12 protein-coding genes are annotated in these 17,364 nt (G+C 54.2%); 10 read left to right on the top strand and 2 right to left on the bottom strand.

Going from position 1 to position 17,364, the window contains the following annotated elements:
• From OEL57_RS01435 to OEL57_RS01465, 7 genes are all read left to right on the top strand, one after another.
• Positions 1–2,370: a type I restriction-modification system subunit M gene (locus tag OEL57_RS01435; RefSeq protein ID WP_300736053.1), complete on the top strand. Its 2,370-nt coding sequence runs from the start codon at positions 1–3 to the stop codon at positions 2,368–2,370.
• A complete protein-coding gene (locus OEL57_RS01440) occupies positions 2,367–3,485 on the top strand; it encodes a PDDEXK nuclease domain-containing protein (protein ID WP_300736056.1) in 1,119 nt (372 codons plus the stop codon). Before OEL57_RS01435 ends, OEL57_RS01440 begins: the two co-directional genes overlap by 4 nt.
• Entirely contained in the window at positions 3,482–4,759 is a 1,278-nt protein-coding gene (locus tag OEL57_RS01445; RefSeq protein WP_300736058.1) for a restriction endonuclease subunit S, read from the top strand. The genes OEL57_RS01440 and OEL57_RS01445 overlap by 4 nt, the downstream gene beginning before the upstream one ends.
• 70 nt (positions 4,760–4,829) lie before the next feature.
• Positions 4,830–6,014 (top strand): ATP-binding protein, encoded by a 1,185-nt coding sequence (locus OEL57_RS01450; protein WP_300736060.1) that lies wholly within the window; start codon positions 4,830–4,832, stop codon positions 6,012–6,014.
• Positions 6,011–9,250: a type I restriction endonuclease subunit R gene (locus OEL57_RS01455; RefSeq protein ID WP_300736062.1), complete on the top strand. Its 3,240-nt coding sequence runs from the start codon at positions 6,011–6,013 to the stop codon at positions 9,248–9,250. Before OEL57_RS01450 ends, OEL57_RS01455 begins: the two co-directional genes overlap by 4 nt.
• Positions 9,240–9,965: a M48 family metallopeptidase gene (locus tag OEL57_RS01460; protein ID WP_300736064.1), complete on the top strand. Its 726-nt coding sequence runs from the start codon at positions 9,240–9,242 to the stop codon at positions 9,963–9,965. The genes OEL57_RS01455 and OEL57_RS01460 overlap by 11 nt, the downstream gene beginning before the upstream one ends.
• 4 nt (positions 9,966–9,969) lie before the next feature.
• Positions 9,970–10,554, top strand: a complete 585-nt coding sequence (locus tag OEL57_RS01465; protein ID WP_300736066.1) for a UbiX family flavin prenyltransferase — start codon at positions 9,970–9,972, stop codon at positions 10,552–10,554.
• A gap of 30 nt (positions 10,555–10,584) precedes the next feature.
• On the opposite strand, the gene OEL57_RS01470 is transcribed toward OEL57_RS01465, so the two are convergent.
• On the bottom strand, positions 10,585–11,778 hold the full coding sequence (locus OEL57_RS01470; RefSeq protein ID WP_300736069.1) for an FprA family A-type flavoprotein: 1,194 nt from the start codon (positions 11,776–11,778) through the stop codon (positions 10,585–10,587).
• A gap of 188 nt (positions 11,779–11,966) precedes the next feature.
• Here OEL57_RS01470 and radA point away from each other — a divergent pair, with 188 nt between their 5' ends.
• The 3 genes from radA (at position 11,967) to OEL57_RS01485 (ending at position 15,200) form a co-directional block, all read left to right on the top strand.
• Entirely contained in the window at positions 11,967–13,319 is a 1,353-nt protein-coding gene (radA, locus tag OEL57_RS01475; RefSeq protein ID WP_300736071.1) for a DNA repair protein RadA, read from the top strand.
• A gap of 75 nt (positions 13,320–13,394) precedes the next feature.
• Positions 13,395–13,751, top strand: a complete 357-nt coding sequence (dksA, locus tag OEL57_RS01480) for an RNA polymerase-binding protein DksA (protein ID WP_300736073.1) — start codon at positions 13,395–13,397, stop codon at positions 13,749–13,751.
• A 54-nt stretch (positions 13,752–13,805) separates the two neighbouring features.
• On the top strand, positions 13,806–15,200 hold the full coding sequence (locus OEL57_RS01485; protein ID WP_300736075.1) for a GAF domain-containing sensor histidine kinase: 1,395 nt from the start codon (positions 13,806–13,808) through the stop codon (positions 15,198–15,200).
• Here the strand turns inward: OEL57_RS01485 and OEL57_RS01490 are convergent.
• Positions 15,197–17,364 (bottom strand): sensor domain-containing protein (locus tag OEL57_RS01490; RefSeq protein ID WP_300736078.1); only part of this gene is annotated, 2,168 nt, incomplete at its 5' end. The two genes, OEL57_RS01485 and OEL57_RS01490, sit on opposite strands and share 4 nt — an antisense overlap.

Below are 17,364 nucleotides of genomic sequence, written 5' to 3' on the forward strand. Positions count from 1 at the left end.
ATGCCGATCAAAAAATCCGAACTCTACTCCTCCCTCTGGAAATCCTGCGACGAACTGCGCGGCGGCATGGATGCCAGCCAGTACAAGGACTACGTGCTGGTGCTGCTGTTCGTCAAATATGTCTCCGACAAATACGCCGGACAGCCGGATGCCTTGATCGAAGTACCCGACGGAGGTAGATTTGCCGATATGATCGCCCTGAAGGGTGACAAGGAGATCGGCGACAAGGTCAACAAGATCATCGGCAAACTTGCCGAGGCCAACGAGTTGAAGGGGGTCATCGATGTGGCCGACTTCAACGACGCCGACAAGCTGGGCAAGGGCAAGGAGATGGTGGACCGGCTCTCCAACCTGATAGCGATCTTTGAGACTCCCGGCCTTGATTTCAGCCGCAACCGTGCCGAGGGGGATGATATCCTTGGCGATGCCTATGAATACCTGATGCGCCATTTTGCCACCGAGTCCGGCAAGAGTAAGGGGCAATTCTATACCCCGGCAGAGGTGTCGCGGATCATGGCCAAGGTGATTGGCATCGGCAACGCCAAGAGCAACGCAGAGACCATCTACGACCCCACCTGTGGCTCCGGCTCACTGCTGTTGAAAGCCCATGACGAAGCCAAGGGGAGCACACGGCTGGATTTGGCTATCTACGGACAGGAGATGGATAATGCCACCGCCGCTCTGGCCAGGATGAACATGATCCTGCACGACTGCCCCACGGCGGAGATCTGGCAGGACAACACCCTCTCCACGCCGCACTTCAAGGAAAAGGAAGGCGGCATCAAACGCCATGACTATGTGGTGGCCAATCCTCCCTTCTCTACCAAGGCATGGAGCAACGGCTTCAACCCGGCAGAAGACCAGTACAACCGCTTTGAGTTCGGTATCCCACCAGCCAAGAACGGTGACTATGCCTTTCTGTTGCACATCATCAAATCACTCAAGAGCAGCGGCAAAGGTGCGGTGATTCTCCCCCACGGCGTGCTCTTCCGGGGTGGCGCAGAAGGCACCATCCGCAAGAACATCATCCGCAAGGGATACATCAAGGGGATCATCGGCCTGCCTGCCAACCTGTTCTACGGCACCGGCATCCCGGCCTGTATCATCGTGCTGGACAAGGAACAGTCCGCAGCCCGTAGCGGCATCTTCATGGTTGATGCCAGCAAGGGGTTTATCAAGGACGGCAACAAGAACCGCCTGCGCCACATGGACATCCACAAGATCGTGGACGTCTTCACCCGCCAGATAGAGACCGATAAGTACGCCCGTACCGTCAGTCTGGCCGAGATCGAGGCCAATGATTTCAACCTCAACATCCCCCGCTATATTGACGCCACCGAGCCGGAGGATATTCAGGATATCGAAGCCCACCTGAAGGGAGGCATCCCCAATCGTGATCTGGCTGGTCTGGCTCCCTACTGGCAGGTATGCCCCGGTCTGAAAGCGCAACTGTTCACGCCATCGGATCGCCCTGACTACAGCCGCCTGTCGTTGGAGACCGGCAGCATCAAAACCACCATCTTCGACAATGCCGAATTTGCCGCCTTCACCCGCTCGGTGTCGGTGCGCTTTGACCAATGGCGAGCCACCACCACACCGGCACTGAAGGGGATCAGCATCGGCAGCCACCCCAAGCAGTTGATTGAGCAGATTGCCGAGGAGTTACTGACCGTCTTCAACGATCTGGCATTGATTGACCGCTACGATGTCTATCAGCATCTGATGAGCTACTGGAGCGAGGTCATGCAGGACGATGTCTACCTGATCGCCAGTGATGGCTGGTTGGGGACGCCGGATCTGATCCCGTCACACCTGATCGTCAGCCGCTACTTTACTGCGGAACAGCAGCAGATCGAAAAGCTGGAGACCGAGCGGGATGCCATCAGCCGTCAGATGGAAGAGCTGGAGGAAGAGCACAGCGGCGAGGAAGGTCTGCTGGAAGAGGCCAAGAACGACAAGGGCAAAGTGACCAAGGCCAGCGTCAAGGCCCGGCTGACGGAGATCAAGCATGACAAGGACGCTAGCGACGAGCGCAAGCTGCTGACCGACTATACGGCGTTGATTGAAGCGGAAGCAGCAGCCAACAAAAAGGTGAAAGATGCCCAGAAGGCGCTGGATGCCAAGGTAGAGGCCAAATATGCCACCCTGACCGTGGATGAGGTGAAGGTGCTGGTGGTGGATGACAAATGGCTGGCCACGCTAGGGGCCGATGTGCAGACCGAGCTGGATCGGGTATCGCAGGCGCTGACCTCACGCATCAGGCAGTTAGCGGAGCGTTATGCCACGCCGCTGCCGCAGTTGACGACCGAGGTTGAGGCATTGAGTGCCAAGGTGGATGAGCATCTGCAGAAGATGGGGTTTGAACTATGAATCGGCAAAATAGTGAGATCCGTAAAAGCATGGGGATTGTAAAACCGGAGGTTATCATCCCGATGCCGGCCAGCATCAGTGAAATGCCGGAAGGGTATGAGCTGTTTCTGCATAACCTTAAAGAACGGATAGTTCGAGAGCGGGTCAAGGCTGTACTGTCTGCAAATGCAGCTATGATAATGCTTTACTGGGAGATTGGAAAACATATCCTTGACCGGCAGGCAACTGAAGGTTGGGGCGCCAGGGTAATTGACCGTTTGTCATACGACCTCAAGCAGGCTTTTCCTGAAATGGGCGGGTTTTCACCGCGCAATCTCAAATACATGAGAAAATTTGCCGGGGCATGGCCTGACAGCACAATTGTGCAACGCACAGTTGCACAATTGCCGTGGCGCAGTAACCTGACACTGCTTGACAAGCTGGATGATGCTGATCTGCGTCTCTGGTATGCAGAAAAAGCCATAGAACATGGCTTCGGCAAGGATATGCTGGTTTTTCAGATTGAAACCAGACTGCATCAGCGTAAAGGTGCAGCGCTGACAAACTTCGAGTCCACACTTCCTCCGGCAGAATCTGATATGACAGCACAACTCTTCAAGGATCCATATATTTTTGATTTTCTGGGTACGGCTGATCCACGCAGAGAGGCCGAGCTTGAGCAGAAGCTGGTGGATCATATTCAAAAATTTCTCCTGGAGTTGGGGCAGGGGTTTGCATTTGTGGGGCGGCAGGTGCCGATGGAGGTGGGAGGCAGCACATTTTTTCTCGATCTGCTGTTTTATCATCTGAAGTTACGTTGTTATGTAGTTGTCGAACTGAAATCAGGCAAATTTGAACCGGGGCATATAAGCCAGCTTAATATGTATTGCAACGTGGTCAATGACCTCTTGTGTCACCCGGATGATAAAAAGACCATCGGTCTGCTGCTGGTTAAATCGAAAAACAGGGTGGTGGTTGAGTACTCGCTTGCCGGTTATACAAATCCGATCGGTGTTGCCAATTGGGAACGGGATATTACTAACGCACTGCCTAAAGAGCTGGAGGGGACGCTTCCCACTATCGAAGAGATTGAAACGGAACTCTCATCTGGTCTTGAGACGGAGACCGAACTATGAGTCCGAATGTGCCGCCGGGGTATAAGCAGACCGAGGTGGGGGTGATTCCGGAGGAGTGGGAGGTAAAGCACTTGGGCGACTGCCTGTCTGCCCAGCCAAGCTACGGTATCAATGCTGCTGCTGTTACCTACTCCGATAGGTTACCTGTTTATATACGCATCACTGATATTACAGAGGATGGTCGTTTTTTACCTGAAAAACTGGTGTCTGTAAATAACGCGCAATCTGGCAATTATTTCCTAAATGATGGGGATATTGTTTTCGCTCGGACTGGAGCGAGTGTAGGGAAATCTTACCGATATAAATCGAAAGACGGGCAGCTGGTTTTTGCTGGTTTTCTCATCCGGGTTAGTACTGACAACCAGAAGTTGCTTCCCGATTTCGCTGCTGCTTATGTAACCACAGGTGCTTATTGGAATTGGGTGAGGTTGATGTCTATGCGTAGTGGGCAACCGGGCATTAACGGCAATGAATACTCCCAACTGCCTATACCTCTTCCTCCTCTCCCCGAACAACGCGCCATCGCCACTGCCCTCTCCGATGTGGATGCCCTGATCGCCTCGCTGGATCGGTTGATCACCAAGAAGCGCGACATGAAACAGGCCGCCATGCAGGAACTGCTGACCGGCAAGCGCCGCCTGCCGGGGTTCAGTGGGGTGTGGGAGGAAGTTGCTATTGGCTGCTTAGTGCAAGACTTTAGAGGTGGTGCCCCGTTTAGCCCGTCTGACTTTATAAGGACAGGTGTCAAAGTATTGCCAAAAGGTGGCGTTTGTCGTGGTGGTTTACTGAAGGTGGAGGAAGAGGACCTACAGTACTGTAGCACAGAATATGCTGACGCCCATCAACGTAATCAAGTAAACAAAGACTATACGATTGTAGTTTTGCGTGATCTTGTACCTTCTGGCCCGAGTATTGGTTTGATAGTGCGGATACCAGATAGTGAAAAATACGTTCTGGCTCAAGGCGTATATGGTTTCAAAGTTAACGAATTACGAGCATCTTCCAGCTATCTTATCCAATTATCAAATACCTCTTGGTATCGACAAGTTATGAACGAAATTATGGTAGGCAGCACACAAGTTCACATTACAAATACAGCCTTCAAGAAAGTTATTGTTTCACTTCCCCCACTCCCCGAGCAAACCGCCATCGCCGCCATCCTCTCCGACATGGACACCGAGATCGCCGCACTGGAGCAGAAGCGGGACAAGAACCGGTTGCTGAAGCAGGGGATGATGCAGGAACTGCTGACCGGGAGGATACGGCTGGTATGATTGAGTAATTTTACTCAGTGATTGAGTAAAATTGATTGAACGGCGTAAAACTTCATGATACAAGGTGGTTATGAACTATAAGCGACCATTGCAATTGACCCTCCTTGCTGACCTTTCCAGCCCAACGCCGGTCATCCACGTCATGATCGGCCCCCGGCAGGTGGGGAAAACCACCATTGCCCGACAGATTCAGGAAGAGATCGGCATCCCCGGTATCTATGCCAGCGCCGACAGCCCTGTTCCGCTTGATGCTGCCTGGATCGAAACCCAGTGGCGACGCGCTGTTGGCGAAGCCACAGCATCCGGCACTCCGGTGCTGCTGATTCTCGACGAGCTGCAAAAGGTGCGCGGCTGGAGTGAAACCCTCAAATCCCTCTGGGATAGCCGCGCCGCCGGTCCGGATATCCGTGTGCTGATTCTTGGCTCGTCCGCACTGATGATGCAGGAGGGGCTGACCGAAAGCCTTGCCGGAAGATTCTTTCTGCACCGCTGCAGGCATTGGGAATATCAGGAGTGTCAGGCTGCCTTTGGCTGGAGTCTGGAACAGTGGATTTTCTTCGGCGGTTATCCGGGTGCTGCGGCATTCACCGATAACGAAACTAACTGGAAACGCTACATTGCCGATTCCCTGATCGAAACAGTGCTGGCCCGTGACGTGCTTCAGATGAGCAAGGTTGCCAAGCCGGTACTGCTGCGTCACCTCTTTGCTCTTGCTGCCACGCTCCCCGCCCAGTGCGTCTCCTACACCAAGATGCTCGGCCAACTCCACGACGCCGGTAACACTACCACCCTGGCTCATTACCTTAAACTGCTCGAATCCGCCTTTCTAGCCAGCGGTCTGGAACTGTTCTCGCAAGGGGTGCAACGCAAACGCGGCAGCAGTCCCAAACTGGTGCTCTGGAACAATGCGCTGATAAATGCTCTCTCTACACGGAGTTTTGCCGATTCAATCGCCGATACGATCTGGTGGGGGCGTCTGGTGGAAAATGCTGTGGGGGCGCATCTGTGCAACAGCCTCAATTCGGTGGAATATTCAGTCACCTACTGGCGTGAGGGCGATTACGAGGTTGATTACGTTATCTCCCGTGGTCGTGATGTCTGGGCCATTGAGGTTAAAAGCGGCAGCAGTGGCAGGACAGCAGGCCTGACCCGTTTCCGCAGCCGCTATCCCGATGCCAAGGCTCTGCTGGTTGGCGCACAGGGGATTCCGTTGGCGGAGTTTTTCAGTAAACCGGTGGGAGCGTGGCTGGTATGAGCACCGTCGGCCAGATCGAAAAGAAAACCCAGCAACGTGTCGTAAAACTGTTCCGCGAGCAGTTGGGCTACGACTACCTCGGTGACTGGAGTGACCGCGAAAATACCCGCAATGTCGAGCCTGACCTGCTGCGCAACTTCCTGAAAGATCAGGGCCACGACGACACCCTCATCTCCCGCACCCTGCACGCCCTTGACAAAGCCGCCGCTGACCAGAGCAAAACCCTCTACGACCGCAACAAAGAGGTCTACGAACTGCTCCGCTATGGGGTGAAGGTTAAGCCCGATGTGGGGGAGAATACCGTCACTGTCTGGCTGATTGACTGGAAGAACCCACAGGCCAACGACTTTGCCATTGCCGAAGAGGTGACGGTAAAAGGAGCCGACGCCAAAGCCCATACCAAACGCCCGGACATTGTACTGTATGTCAACGGAATCGCCCTTGGTGTGCTGGAGTTGAAACGTTCCACCGTTTCAGTCTCTGAAGGTATCCGCCAGAATCTGGATAATCAGAAGAAGCTGTTCATTGAGCACTACTTCTCCACCATGCAGCTGATTATGGCTGGCAATGATACGGAAGGGCTGCGCTACGGCAGCATCAAGACGCCGGAGAAGTATTACCTGACCTGGAAGGAAGATTCATCCGTAGGGGCAGGTTCCAAACCTGCCCAAACTAAACCTGCCCAAACCAAACCTGCCCGGACTACGCCGGACGAAACCAGGGCGGGTTTGGAACCCGCCCCTACAATTCTACACACCCACCTCCTGCAGATATGCAGTAAAGAACGCTTCCTGGAACTGATCCACGACTACATCGTCTATGACGCCGGTACCAAGAAGCTCTGCCGCCATAACCAATACTTTGGAGTTCGGGCAGCACAGGAGCATATCAACCGCCGCGAAGGCGGCATCATCTGGCATACGCAGGGTTCCGGTAAAAGCCTGACCATGGTCTGGCTGGCCAAGTGGATACGGGAGAATGTAACTGATAGCAGGGTTCTGATCATTACCGACCGCACTGAACTGGACAAGCAGATAGAGACCGTATTTAAGGGCGTGAACGAGAACATCTACCGCGCCACCAGTGGTAACGATCTGATTGCAAAACTGAATGCGGCTGCACCGCCGCTACTCTGTTCACTGATCCACAAATTTGGTAACGACGTAGGGGCAGGTTCCAAACCTGCCCAAACCAAACCTGCCCAAACCAGGGCGGGTTTGGAACCCGCCCCTACGGATATTGCCCAATACCTTGAAGAAATTAAGAACTCCCTGCCGCCCGACTTCAAAGCCAAGGGTGATCTGTACATTTTCGTTGATGAGTGTCACCGCACCCAGTCCGGCGAACTGCACAAGGCCATGAAGATTATCCTGCCCAATGCCCTGTTTATAGGCTTTACCGGGACCCCGCTGCTGAAGGCTGACAAACAGCGCAGCATTGAGGTGTTCGGGAAATACATCCACACCTACAAGTTCAACGAGGCGGTTAAGGACAAGGTAGTGCTGGACCTGCGCTACGAGGCACGGGACATCGACCAGAGCGTCAAATCCCAATCGATGATCGACAAATGGTTCGAGGCCAAGACCAAGGGGCTGACTGATCTGGCCAAGGCCCAGCTGAAGGCCCGCTGGGGAACCCTGCAAAAGGTGCTCTCCTGCAAGGAACGGCTGGAAATGATCGTCAACGATATCCTGATCGATATGAACACCAAGCCTCGTCAGATGGATGGCCGTGGCAATGCCATGCTGGTTTCGGGTAGTATCTATGAAGCCTGCAAGTTCTTTGAACTGTTCTCCAGGACCGAGCTAAAGGGTAAGTGCGCCATTGTTACCAGCTACAAGCCATCCATCAGCGACACCAAGGGAGAAACCACCGGAGAGGGTGATACCGACAACCTGCGTAAGTACGACATTTACCAGCGGATGCTGGCGGAATGGTTCAATGAGGCACCGGAGACAGCGGTCAACAAGGCCGAGATATTCGAGGAGCAGGTCAAAAAGAAGTTCATCGATCAGCCGGGCGAGATGAAGTTGCTGGTAGTGGTGGACAAGTTGCTGACCGGTTTCGATGCTCCATCGGCCACCTACCTCTACATCGACAAGCAGATGCGTGACCACGGCCTGTTTCAGGCTATCTGCCGGGTAAACCGGCTGGACGGCGATGACAAGGAATACGGCTATATCGTTGACTACAAGGACCTGTTCAAGAGTCTGGAAGGTGCGGTGCAGGATTACACCTCTGGCGCACTGGATGGTTATGACAAGGCGGATGTGGCCGGGCTGCTGGAAGACCGCCTGAAGAAGGCCAAAGAGAATCTGGAAGAGGCACGGGAGTCGATCAAGGCGCTCTGTGAGCCGGTGGAGGCGCCACAGGATACGCTGTCCTATATCCGCTTTTTTTGCGGTGGAAGTACCGTAGGGGCGTATGGCCATACGCCCCTACAAGCAAACGAGCCGAAGCGGCTGGCTCTGTATAAGATGACCGCAACTCTGCTGCGAGCCTTTGCCAATATGGCCAGCGAACTGGCCGACGCCGGATATAACCCGGCAGAGATAACCGCCATCCAGAACGAGGTGGATCATTTCGACAAGGTGCGTAATGAGGTAAAATTGGCCAGCGGCGACTACATCGACCTGAAGATGTATGAACCGGCCATGCGGCACCTGATTGATACGTACATCCGGGCCGAGGAGAGCGAAAAGGTATCGGCCTTTGATGATCTGTCACTGATCGATTTGATTGTGGAACGCGGCGTGGGTGCTGTTGATGCGCTGCCCAGATCAATCCGTAAAAGCCAGCAGGCAACCGCAGAGACGATCGAGAACAACGTCCGCAAGCTGATAATTGACGAGCACCCGATCAATCCCAAATATTATGACGATATGTCTGATCTGTTGAAGGCACTGATCGAACAGCGGCGGCAGGATGCCATCAGCTATCAGGAGTATCTGGCCAAGGTGGTCTCATTGGCTAAACAGGTGAAGAATCCGGATTGGAAGACCTATCCTGCCAGCCTGAACACCCGAGCCAAGCAGGCACTGTATGACAATCTGGATAAGGATGAAGTAATGGCGGTTGCCGTGGATAACGCGGTGCGGGAGAGTATGCAGGATGGCTGGCGCGACAATACCATCAAGGTCAAGAAGGTGAAGAACGCCATCAAGGTCGCTCTGGATCAGCACGAAGGGCGAACTGAAGATGTCCTTGAGCTGGTAAAGAAGCAGCATGACTACTAAAATAAACCAGATCACGGTCAGCGAGATCAACGTCGAGGTTGTTCGTAAAAAGATCAAGAATCTGCATATCGGCGTCTACCCCCCGGATGGCCGAGTGCGGGTGGCTGCGCCAACCAAAATGGGTATGGAAGCGATCCGTGTTGCGGTAATCGGCAAACTGGGCTGGATCAAAAAGCATCAGCTGAAGTTTGCGAATCAGGAACGACAGTCACCTCGCGAATATGTCACCGGTGAGACCCATTACTTCCAAGGCAGGCGCTACCGCTTGAATCTGCAACCACACGATGGACGGCCCAGGATTATGGCGTGTCACGGCACCATTGAGCTGCATGTTCCGACCGATAGCAGCATCGAATACCGTGAAGCATTACTGTATGCCTGGTATCGTAAGCAGCTCAAGGAGCAGGTGCCGGAATTGTTGGCCAAGTGGGAGCAGATCATTGGTGTGCAGGCTGCCGCGTGGGGTGTGAAGCGGATGAAAACCCGCTGGGGCACCTGCAATCCCACTGCCCGGCGTGTCTGGCTGAATCTGGAGCTAATCAAAAAGCCGATCCACTGTCTTGAGTACATCATTGTCCATGAACTGGTGCACCTGCTGGAGCGGCTGCACAATGACCGTTTCACAACGCTGATGGACCAATATATGCCCTCGTGGCGTCAGTATCGGGAAGAGCTGAACCGGCAGCCGTTGGGGCATGAAGGATGGGGGGAATAATCGCATGAAGATTCTGTTGGCCATAACCGGTGCATCGGGCAGTATTTACGGCCTGCGCTTGCTGGAGGAGCTGCTGCGTGGTGGGCATGGGGTAACTCTGGTGGCCAGCGCAAGTGGCCTGGAGGTCTGTCGTTACGAGACCGGTGTTGAGCTGAATGACGCTGATGCCTTAAAGAAACGCTGGAGCCTGCCTGATGCTGGGCTGACGATCCGCAGTGTTGATGATCTCTGGGCGCCTGAGGCCAGCGGTTCGGCAGCACCGGATGCCATGGTGATAGCCCCCTGCAGCATGGGCACGGTGGGGCGGGTCGCAGCTGGAATATCCGGTAACCTGATTGAGCGGGCAGCGGATGTGATGCTGAAGGAGTATCGGCCGTTGCTATTGCTGCCGCGGGAGACGCCGTTTTCAACCATTCACCTGGAAAATCTGCTCAAGTTGTCACAATGCGGAGCACGGATCATTCCGGCTATGCCCGGTTTTTATCAGAAGCCTGAAACTTTGGATGATTTGGTCAATTTTGTGGTGGGTAAACTGCTGGATCAGCTGGGAGTGGAACACAGCCTGTTTAAACGGTGGGGTGATTTGTAGGGGCGGGTTTCAAACCCGCCCCTACAAGGTTCAATTTTTCTTTGCAACCTCTTCAGATACTGCTTGTCCCAGGGCGCGGCACTGTTCCAGAACTTCTGCGGTTGGTGTAAAGACGGCCCGCAGCGGATCATTTACCAGCTTGAAGCCCATCCCTTTCAGTCGTTCTTCCACCATCTTGCAGGCCTCACCGCTCCAGCCATAGCTGCCGAAGACTGCTGCCAGATTGGTTTTGAGCTTGATGGTGCTCAGATAGGCAAGTACATCCCACATCGGCTTGGGCACGTCGCGGTTGATGGTAGGAACCCCAAAGACCAGGGCATCCGCCTCTTCCATCAGATCCCGCAGTTCGTCATCAGTCAGGCCAACGATATGGTGGCTGGCAACTTCAATCCCGTCGCGTTGAGCACCGGAGACCAGGGCCTGAGCCATTTTTTCTGTACTGCCGTGGGGAGAGATGTAGAAAACCAGTACTTTTTTGCCGAATGACTTTGGCTTGCTCCAGTTCTCATACTGTTCGATGATCCGCCAGGGATCTCGTCGGATAATCGGACCATGGCTGGGACAGATCATATCAATTACATCGTGACGAATTTTTTCGACGGCAGCCAGCACCTTGTCTTTGAAGGGGCGCATCAGGCAGTCAAAATAGAATTCGCGGGCTGAGGTATAGTCGTCTATTTCGTCATTAAAAATACTGCGGGTATTGCAGTAGTGGGCACCAAAGGCGTCACAGGTAAAGAGTACGTTTTCCTCCTCCAGCCTGGTAAACATGGTGTCCGGCCAGTGCAGGAAGGGAGCCATGATAAAGCGCAGGGTGCGCCCGCCCAGATCAATGGTTTCCCCATCCTTCACGGTTTTTGACTGGAACGGTTTGTGGATCATGTTGCCCACAAAGTTTTTGGCCGCCTGGGTGGAAACAACCGTTGCGTTGGGGCAATGCTCCAGCAGGTAGGAGAGCGAGCCGGAATGATCCGGTTCAGCATGGTTGACGATGATGTAATCAACCTTGGCAGGGTCAACCAGCGACTTGAGTTTGTCCATAAACTGGTCAACAAATTTGATTTTGACAGTGTCAATAATGGCTGTTTTTTCAGTGCCCTGTACAAGGTAGCTGTTGTAAGTGGTGCCATGTTCAGTGGGGAAGAGGTCGTCAAAGACGCGCAGCTCAGGGTGCTGTGCCCCCAGCCAGTGAATGCCGTTTTTTATTTCAATAGTGCCGATCATGATCTGATTCTCCTTTGTAACCATGTGCCTGTTAATTAGTCATGTGTCTCTTTCAAGGCCGCGAAGTATACCAAACCAAATTTGTGTATACAAGCTGCAATTCAGCGGTTGTGAGGGCTTGGTGGCTCTGTTAGAGTGCAAACGCTATGGTTTAATTATGCAGTGATCGTGCCGCCGGAGGTGTTGTAGTGCGTCAAAAAACGGTTTTCAGTTGCAGCCAGTGTGGTAGCCAGTCGCCCAAGTGGTTAGGCAAATGCCCAGACTGCGGGGCCTGGAACAGCATGGTAGAGGAACAGCAGCCATCGGCAGCAGCAGCCCGCAGCGGTCGGCCGTTGATGGCCAAGAGTGTTGCCCTGCCGATCGGTGAGGTGCCGCCCCAGGCTGAGGTACGGCTGGGTTGCGGTATTGGCGAGCTTGATCGTGTGTTGGGTGGCGGTCTGGTGCCCGGTTCACTGGTGCTGATCGGCGGCGATCCCGGCATAGGTAAATCTACTTTGCTACTACAGGCCATGCACCATCTGGCTGCTGAAGGATCGGTGCTGTATGTCTCTGGCGAGGAGTCGGCAGCCCAGACCCGTCTGCGGGGCGAGCGGCTGGGGGTGAGCGGTCGGCAGCTGCTGGTGCTGGCTGAGAACGGACTGGAAGAGATCGTGGCCCAGGTGGAGAAGCTGAAGCCGCGGGCCGTGGTGGTGGACTCGATCCAGACCGTCTGGACCCAGGCGTTGGAATCTGCTCCCGGCTCAGTCAGCCAGGTGCGGGAGTCTGCCGGGCGCTTGATGTTGCTGGCCAAGGGGAGCGGTATTCCGATCTTTATTGTCGGTCATGTTACCAAGGACGGCTCCATTGCCGGACCGCGGGTGCTGGAACATATGGTGGATACGGTGCTTTATTTTGAGGGGGATCGCGGCCACCCCTACCGGATCCTGCGGGCGGTCAAGAACCGCTTTGGTTCCACCAATGAGATCGGCGTTTTTGAGATGAAGTCCGGCGGTCTGGCCGAGGTGGCCAACCCGTCTGAGCTGTTCCTGTCCGAGCGCCCCCTTGATGCCCCCGGCTCTGTGGTTACCGCCTCGCTGGAGGGAAGCCGCACCCTGCTGGTGGAGATCCAGGCCCTGGTGACCCCCAGCGCCTATGGTACACCACGCCGGACCACTATCGGGGTTGACAGCAACCGTCTGGCCTTGCTGGTGGCGGTGCTGGAGAAGAAGGCCGGGCTCCATCTGGGGGGGCAGGATATTTTTCTGAATGTGGCTGGTGGTGCGCGGTTAAACGAGCCTGCTGCGGATCTGGCCATGCTGCTGGCAGTGGCCTCAAGCCACCTTGATCGCCCGGTTGCATCCGGTGCGGTGGTGTTTGGCGAGGTCGGTCTGGCTGGCGAAGTTCGGGCCGTTAATCAGCCGGAACCGAGACTGGGCGAGGCCACGAAGCTTGGTTTCAAACAGTGCATCCTGCCCGCCGGGAACCTTCGGCGACTCACTGATGTCAGTCTTGAGCTGAACGGCGTTGCTACGGTGCAGGAGGTGCTGCAGTTCCTGCTGTAACATACTTTTTACTGGACTTGGGCATCCAAAGCTTTTAAAATTGATCAATTATAGCCGTTGTATGTGAGGAGACCCATGGACGCCGAGAAACTTGAACAATTTCGTCAGCTGCTCCAGGAAGAGATGAAGGCGCTGCTGTCAGAAGCAGATAAAACAGTACATGAGATGGGGGACGAAGCCTCCCACTTCCCTGATCCCACCGACCGTGCCACACAGGAATCTGACCGCACCTTTGAACTGCGGATTCGTGACCGCGAACGGAAGCTGGCCAACAAGGTCAGAGAAGCGCTGGAGCGGATTGATGACGGCACCTACGGCATTTGTGAAGATTGTGGCGCAGATATCAGTGAGGCCCGCCTGAAGGCCCGTCCGGTAACCACCCAGTGTATTGATTGCAAGATTGAGGCAGAAGAGAAGGAAAAGCGGCACTAAGATCTGTCTTTTGACACTGTCAGTCTTTGTACAGCTGTAAGCACAGGATTTCGCATGCCAGACACGACTACGAAGAAATCCCCTGCAACTGTTCCTGAAAGCCTTCAAGCACAGAAGGATCTTCAGCTTTTCTATTTATTCAGCACCACCCTGCTTTCCACCATGCAGCTTAACAAGCTGCTTCACCTGATCCTTTCCACCCTGGTCTGTGAAGAAAACAGCCTGTTCTGTCGTGCCATGCTGTTTCTCTACAACCAGAAAACAAACACCTTGCAGGGCATGTTGGGTATCTGCCGTAAAAGTACCGACGGGCTACAGCTGGTAGGCGCTGATCCAGCTAATCCACTGAGTGGTTACTGGGATCTTGATGAGGATGCTATGGCCAGCCAGCGCCAGTCTGATTTTTGCACCAAAGTCAGGGAAACCCGGATTGATCTTGCTGAGGGCTGCCAGATTGTTTCCCATGTTGTTGATGAACGACGTCTCTATCGAATTGAGGATGTTGAGTGCCTGAAATGCCAGGAATGCGATTTTATCTCCCGGTTTGGTGTCAGCTCCTTTGCTGCAGTCCCCCTCGTCACTCGTAACAATCTGGTCGGCATTATTATCGTTGATAACCCCTTCAAGCACCAACCGATCACTGATCAGCAACTTCAGGTATTGCAGCTGTTTGCCAACCAGGCCGGCATGGCCATTGAAAACACCCGACTCTATCGTGATCTTGAAGAGGCTCATGCCGAGTTACGCGATGCCCGTCAGCGTCTGATCCATGGCGCACACCTGGCTGCTATCGGCGAGATGGCCGCTTCAATTTCCCATGAGCTGAAGACCCCTTTGATCACCATTGGCGGCTTTGCCGCCCGCCTGGGACGTATGTTGCCGGAAAATACCTCCCAACGACACTGTCTGGATACCATTATCAGTGAATCACATCGACTTGAACGGCTTCTGGGGGATATTCTGACCTTTTCGCGCAAGCCTACCATCTGTTATCAGGAGTGTGATCTGGCAGAGATAATCAGGACCTGTCTGGCTGATTATGCTCACGCATTGGAAGAGCGTAACATCATGCTGAAGGCCGTTATACCTTCAGGAACATGTGTGATTCAGGGAGATAGTAGCCAGCTGAAGCAGGTCTGTATCAACCTGATTGTCAATGCCCAGGAAGCGATAACCCAGGATGGTACGCTGCGGGTGGTTCTTACCACTAAAGAGGAAAGAGGGAAGATCTGTGCTGTTGCTTCATTTGCCGATAGTGGTGGGGGCATCCCTGAAGATGTTCTCAGCAAAATCTTTACACCGTTTTTCACCACCAAGCGCCATGGCACCGGTCTTGGTCTGGCTATTGTCAACCGGATAATCCAGAATCACGATGGTATCCTAAGGGTTCACAATGTTGGTGACGGGGCAGAGTTCCAGGTAGTTCTTCCGCTGGCGGTCTGTGGCTAGCGATTACTTTCGTTCTGATTTCTTTCCGTTAGCCGTTTGCGAGTGAACTCATCCGCAGGCTCAGGACGGCTGAAGAGGAATCCCTGGGCCAGTACGCAACCCAGTTCCTGCAGCATCTGTCGTTGTCCTTCCTCCTCTACTCCCTCGGCAACCGTGGTAAGCCCCAACTGTTGAGCCATGGCAACAATCGTGGCAACAATGGCCCGATCATTCTGGTCCACCAGCATCTCACGTACAAAGGCCTGATCGATCTTAAGCGTGTCCACCGGGAAACGCTTAAGGTAGGCCAGTGACGAGTAGCCGGTGCCAAAATCGTCAATTGCCAGGGCAAATCCCTGCTCTTTTAATTCGGTCAGGATGCTGATCACCTGCTGGGGGTCCGACATCAGGACGCTTTCCGTCAGTTCCAGCTCCAGGCAACTACTGGGCACACCCGCCTCGTCGATAATTCTGCCGATAAGGCCGATAAAATCAGGATCATCCAGCTGGCGTGCCGAAACATTGATGGCAATTCTGCCGTGACAGAAGAGCCCGCTATCCTGCCAATGGCGTATCTGATGACAGGCGGTACGAAGCACCCAGCCGCCCAGCTCCATCATCATTCCCCGTGCCTCGGCAACCGGTATAAATTCAGCAGGACTGATCCAGCCCAGCTCCGGGTCGTGCCAGCGTAGCAAGGCCTCAGCGCCTACAATTTTGCCGGAGAGCAGTTCAATCTGAGGTTGATAATACAGCTCAAGCTGATTGTCATGCATGGCCCGCTCAAGCCGATGGGCCAGTTCAAGTGTGCGTGCCAGGTGCTGTCCCATCTCTGGACGGTAAAAACAACAGCCGTTACCGGTCTCTTTAGCCCGGGACATGGCCAGGTCAACCTTGGAGAGCAGTTCTGCCGAGGTCTCGCCATCAGCGGGATAGACCGCTACGCCGATGTTTCCTCCAATGGCAAAACGATTACCGACCAGGCAGAACGGGGTTGAAATGGTGGCAAGAATCTTTTCTCCCAGGGCCGCCGCCCCGAACTGATCAAGTTTGGGGCAGATGATGGTAAAGTCGTTGCCACTAAAACGTGCTACAAAACCTGCTGTCCCATATAACTGCTGTAGTTGTCCGGCAACCCGCACCAGAACCTGGTCCCCCAGCGCGTGTCCATGGGTCTCGTTAATCTCCCGCAAATAATTGAGATCTAACAGGAGCAGTGAGATAGTATGGCCTTCGGCAGCAGCGGCAGCCAGGTCCCGATCAAGCTGCTCGGTAAATAAAATCCGGTTGGGTAGTCCCGTGAGGCGATCGTAATAGGCCAGCTGCTGGACATGGGCCTGTGCATCTTCATGGGCACGTCGCATCCGCAGATTTTGAATGCCAAAGGCAAGGTCATCAGCCAGTTCCTCCAGCAGAGTCACCTCTTGCTCGTGGAAGGCATGGGATTCAGGTGCATAGATGGCCAGTGCACCGATTACTTCATCCTGCAATCGTAACGGTAGTGCGATGGCTGATTGATAATTTCTTACACGAGCATCTTCATGCCAGGGAGCCAGTCGGGGGTCATTAAGAATATCCTGCCTCAACTGGATGATACCGGTACGAATGGCAGTGCTCATGGCGCTGGCACCACGTTCTCCTTCGGCCCAGGTCATCCTGGCCTGACTGAGAAACCCTTGTTCTGCACCATAGTAAGTCGCGGGGGTTATTGACTTTTCTTGATCAAATTGGGCAATTCCCACCCAGGCCAGCCGGTAGCCACCGATTTCAACCGCTATACGGCAGACCTGGGCCAGCTGATCATCTTCGCGACTGCTGCGCAGTAGCGTCCGGTTACTGGCAGAGAGCAGACGCATGGCCCGATTTGCCTGTTTCAGTTCAGTTTCAGCCTGCTTTTGCGCCGTAATGTCACGAATGGTGGCCAGGATCATCAGATCTGGTCCCGTTCCGATCGGTCCCAAGGTAATATCTGCAGGAAAGGTACTGCCATCCTTGCGCTGTCCTGAAAAGGGTACACCTGTTGCCATCGGTCGATCTACGGGTGCAGCCATAAATCTGACTACCATGCCTGCATGGTACTCCCGTTTGTCCCGTGGAATCAGTTCGCTCAAAGGGAGCCCTGCCAGTTTATCCGGCCCATACCCGAATAACTGTTCAGCGCGTTGGTTGGCGTGCCTGATCAGTG

The sequence above is a fragment of the Trichlorobacter sp. genome (genome assembly GCF_030247655.1).
Taxonomy (GTDB): domain Bacteria; phylum Desulfobacterota; class Desulfuromonadia; order Geobacterales; family Pseudopelobacteraceae; genus Trichlorobacter.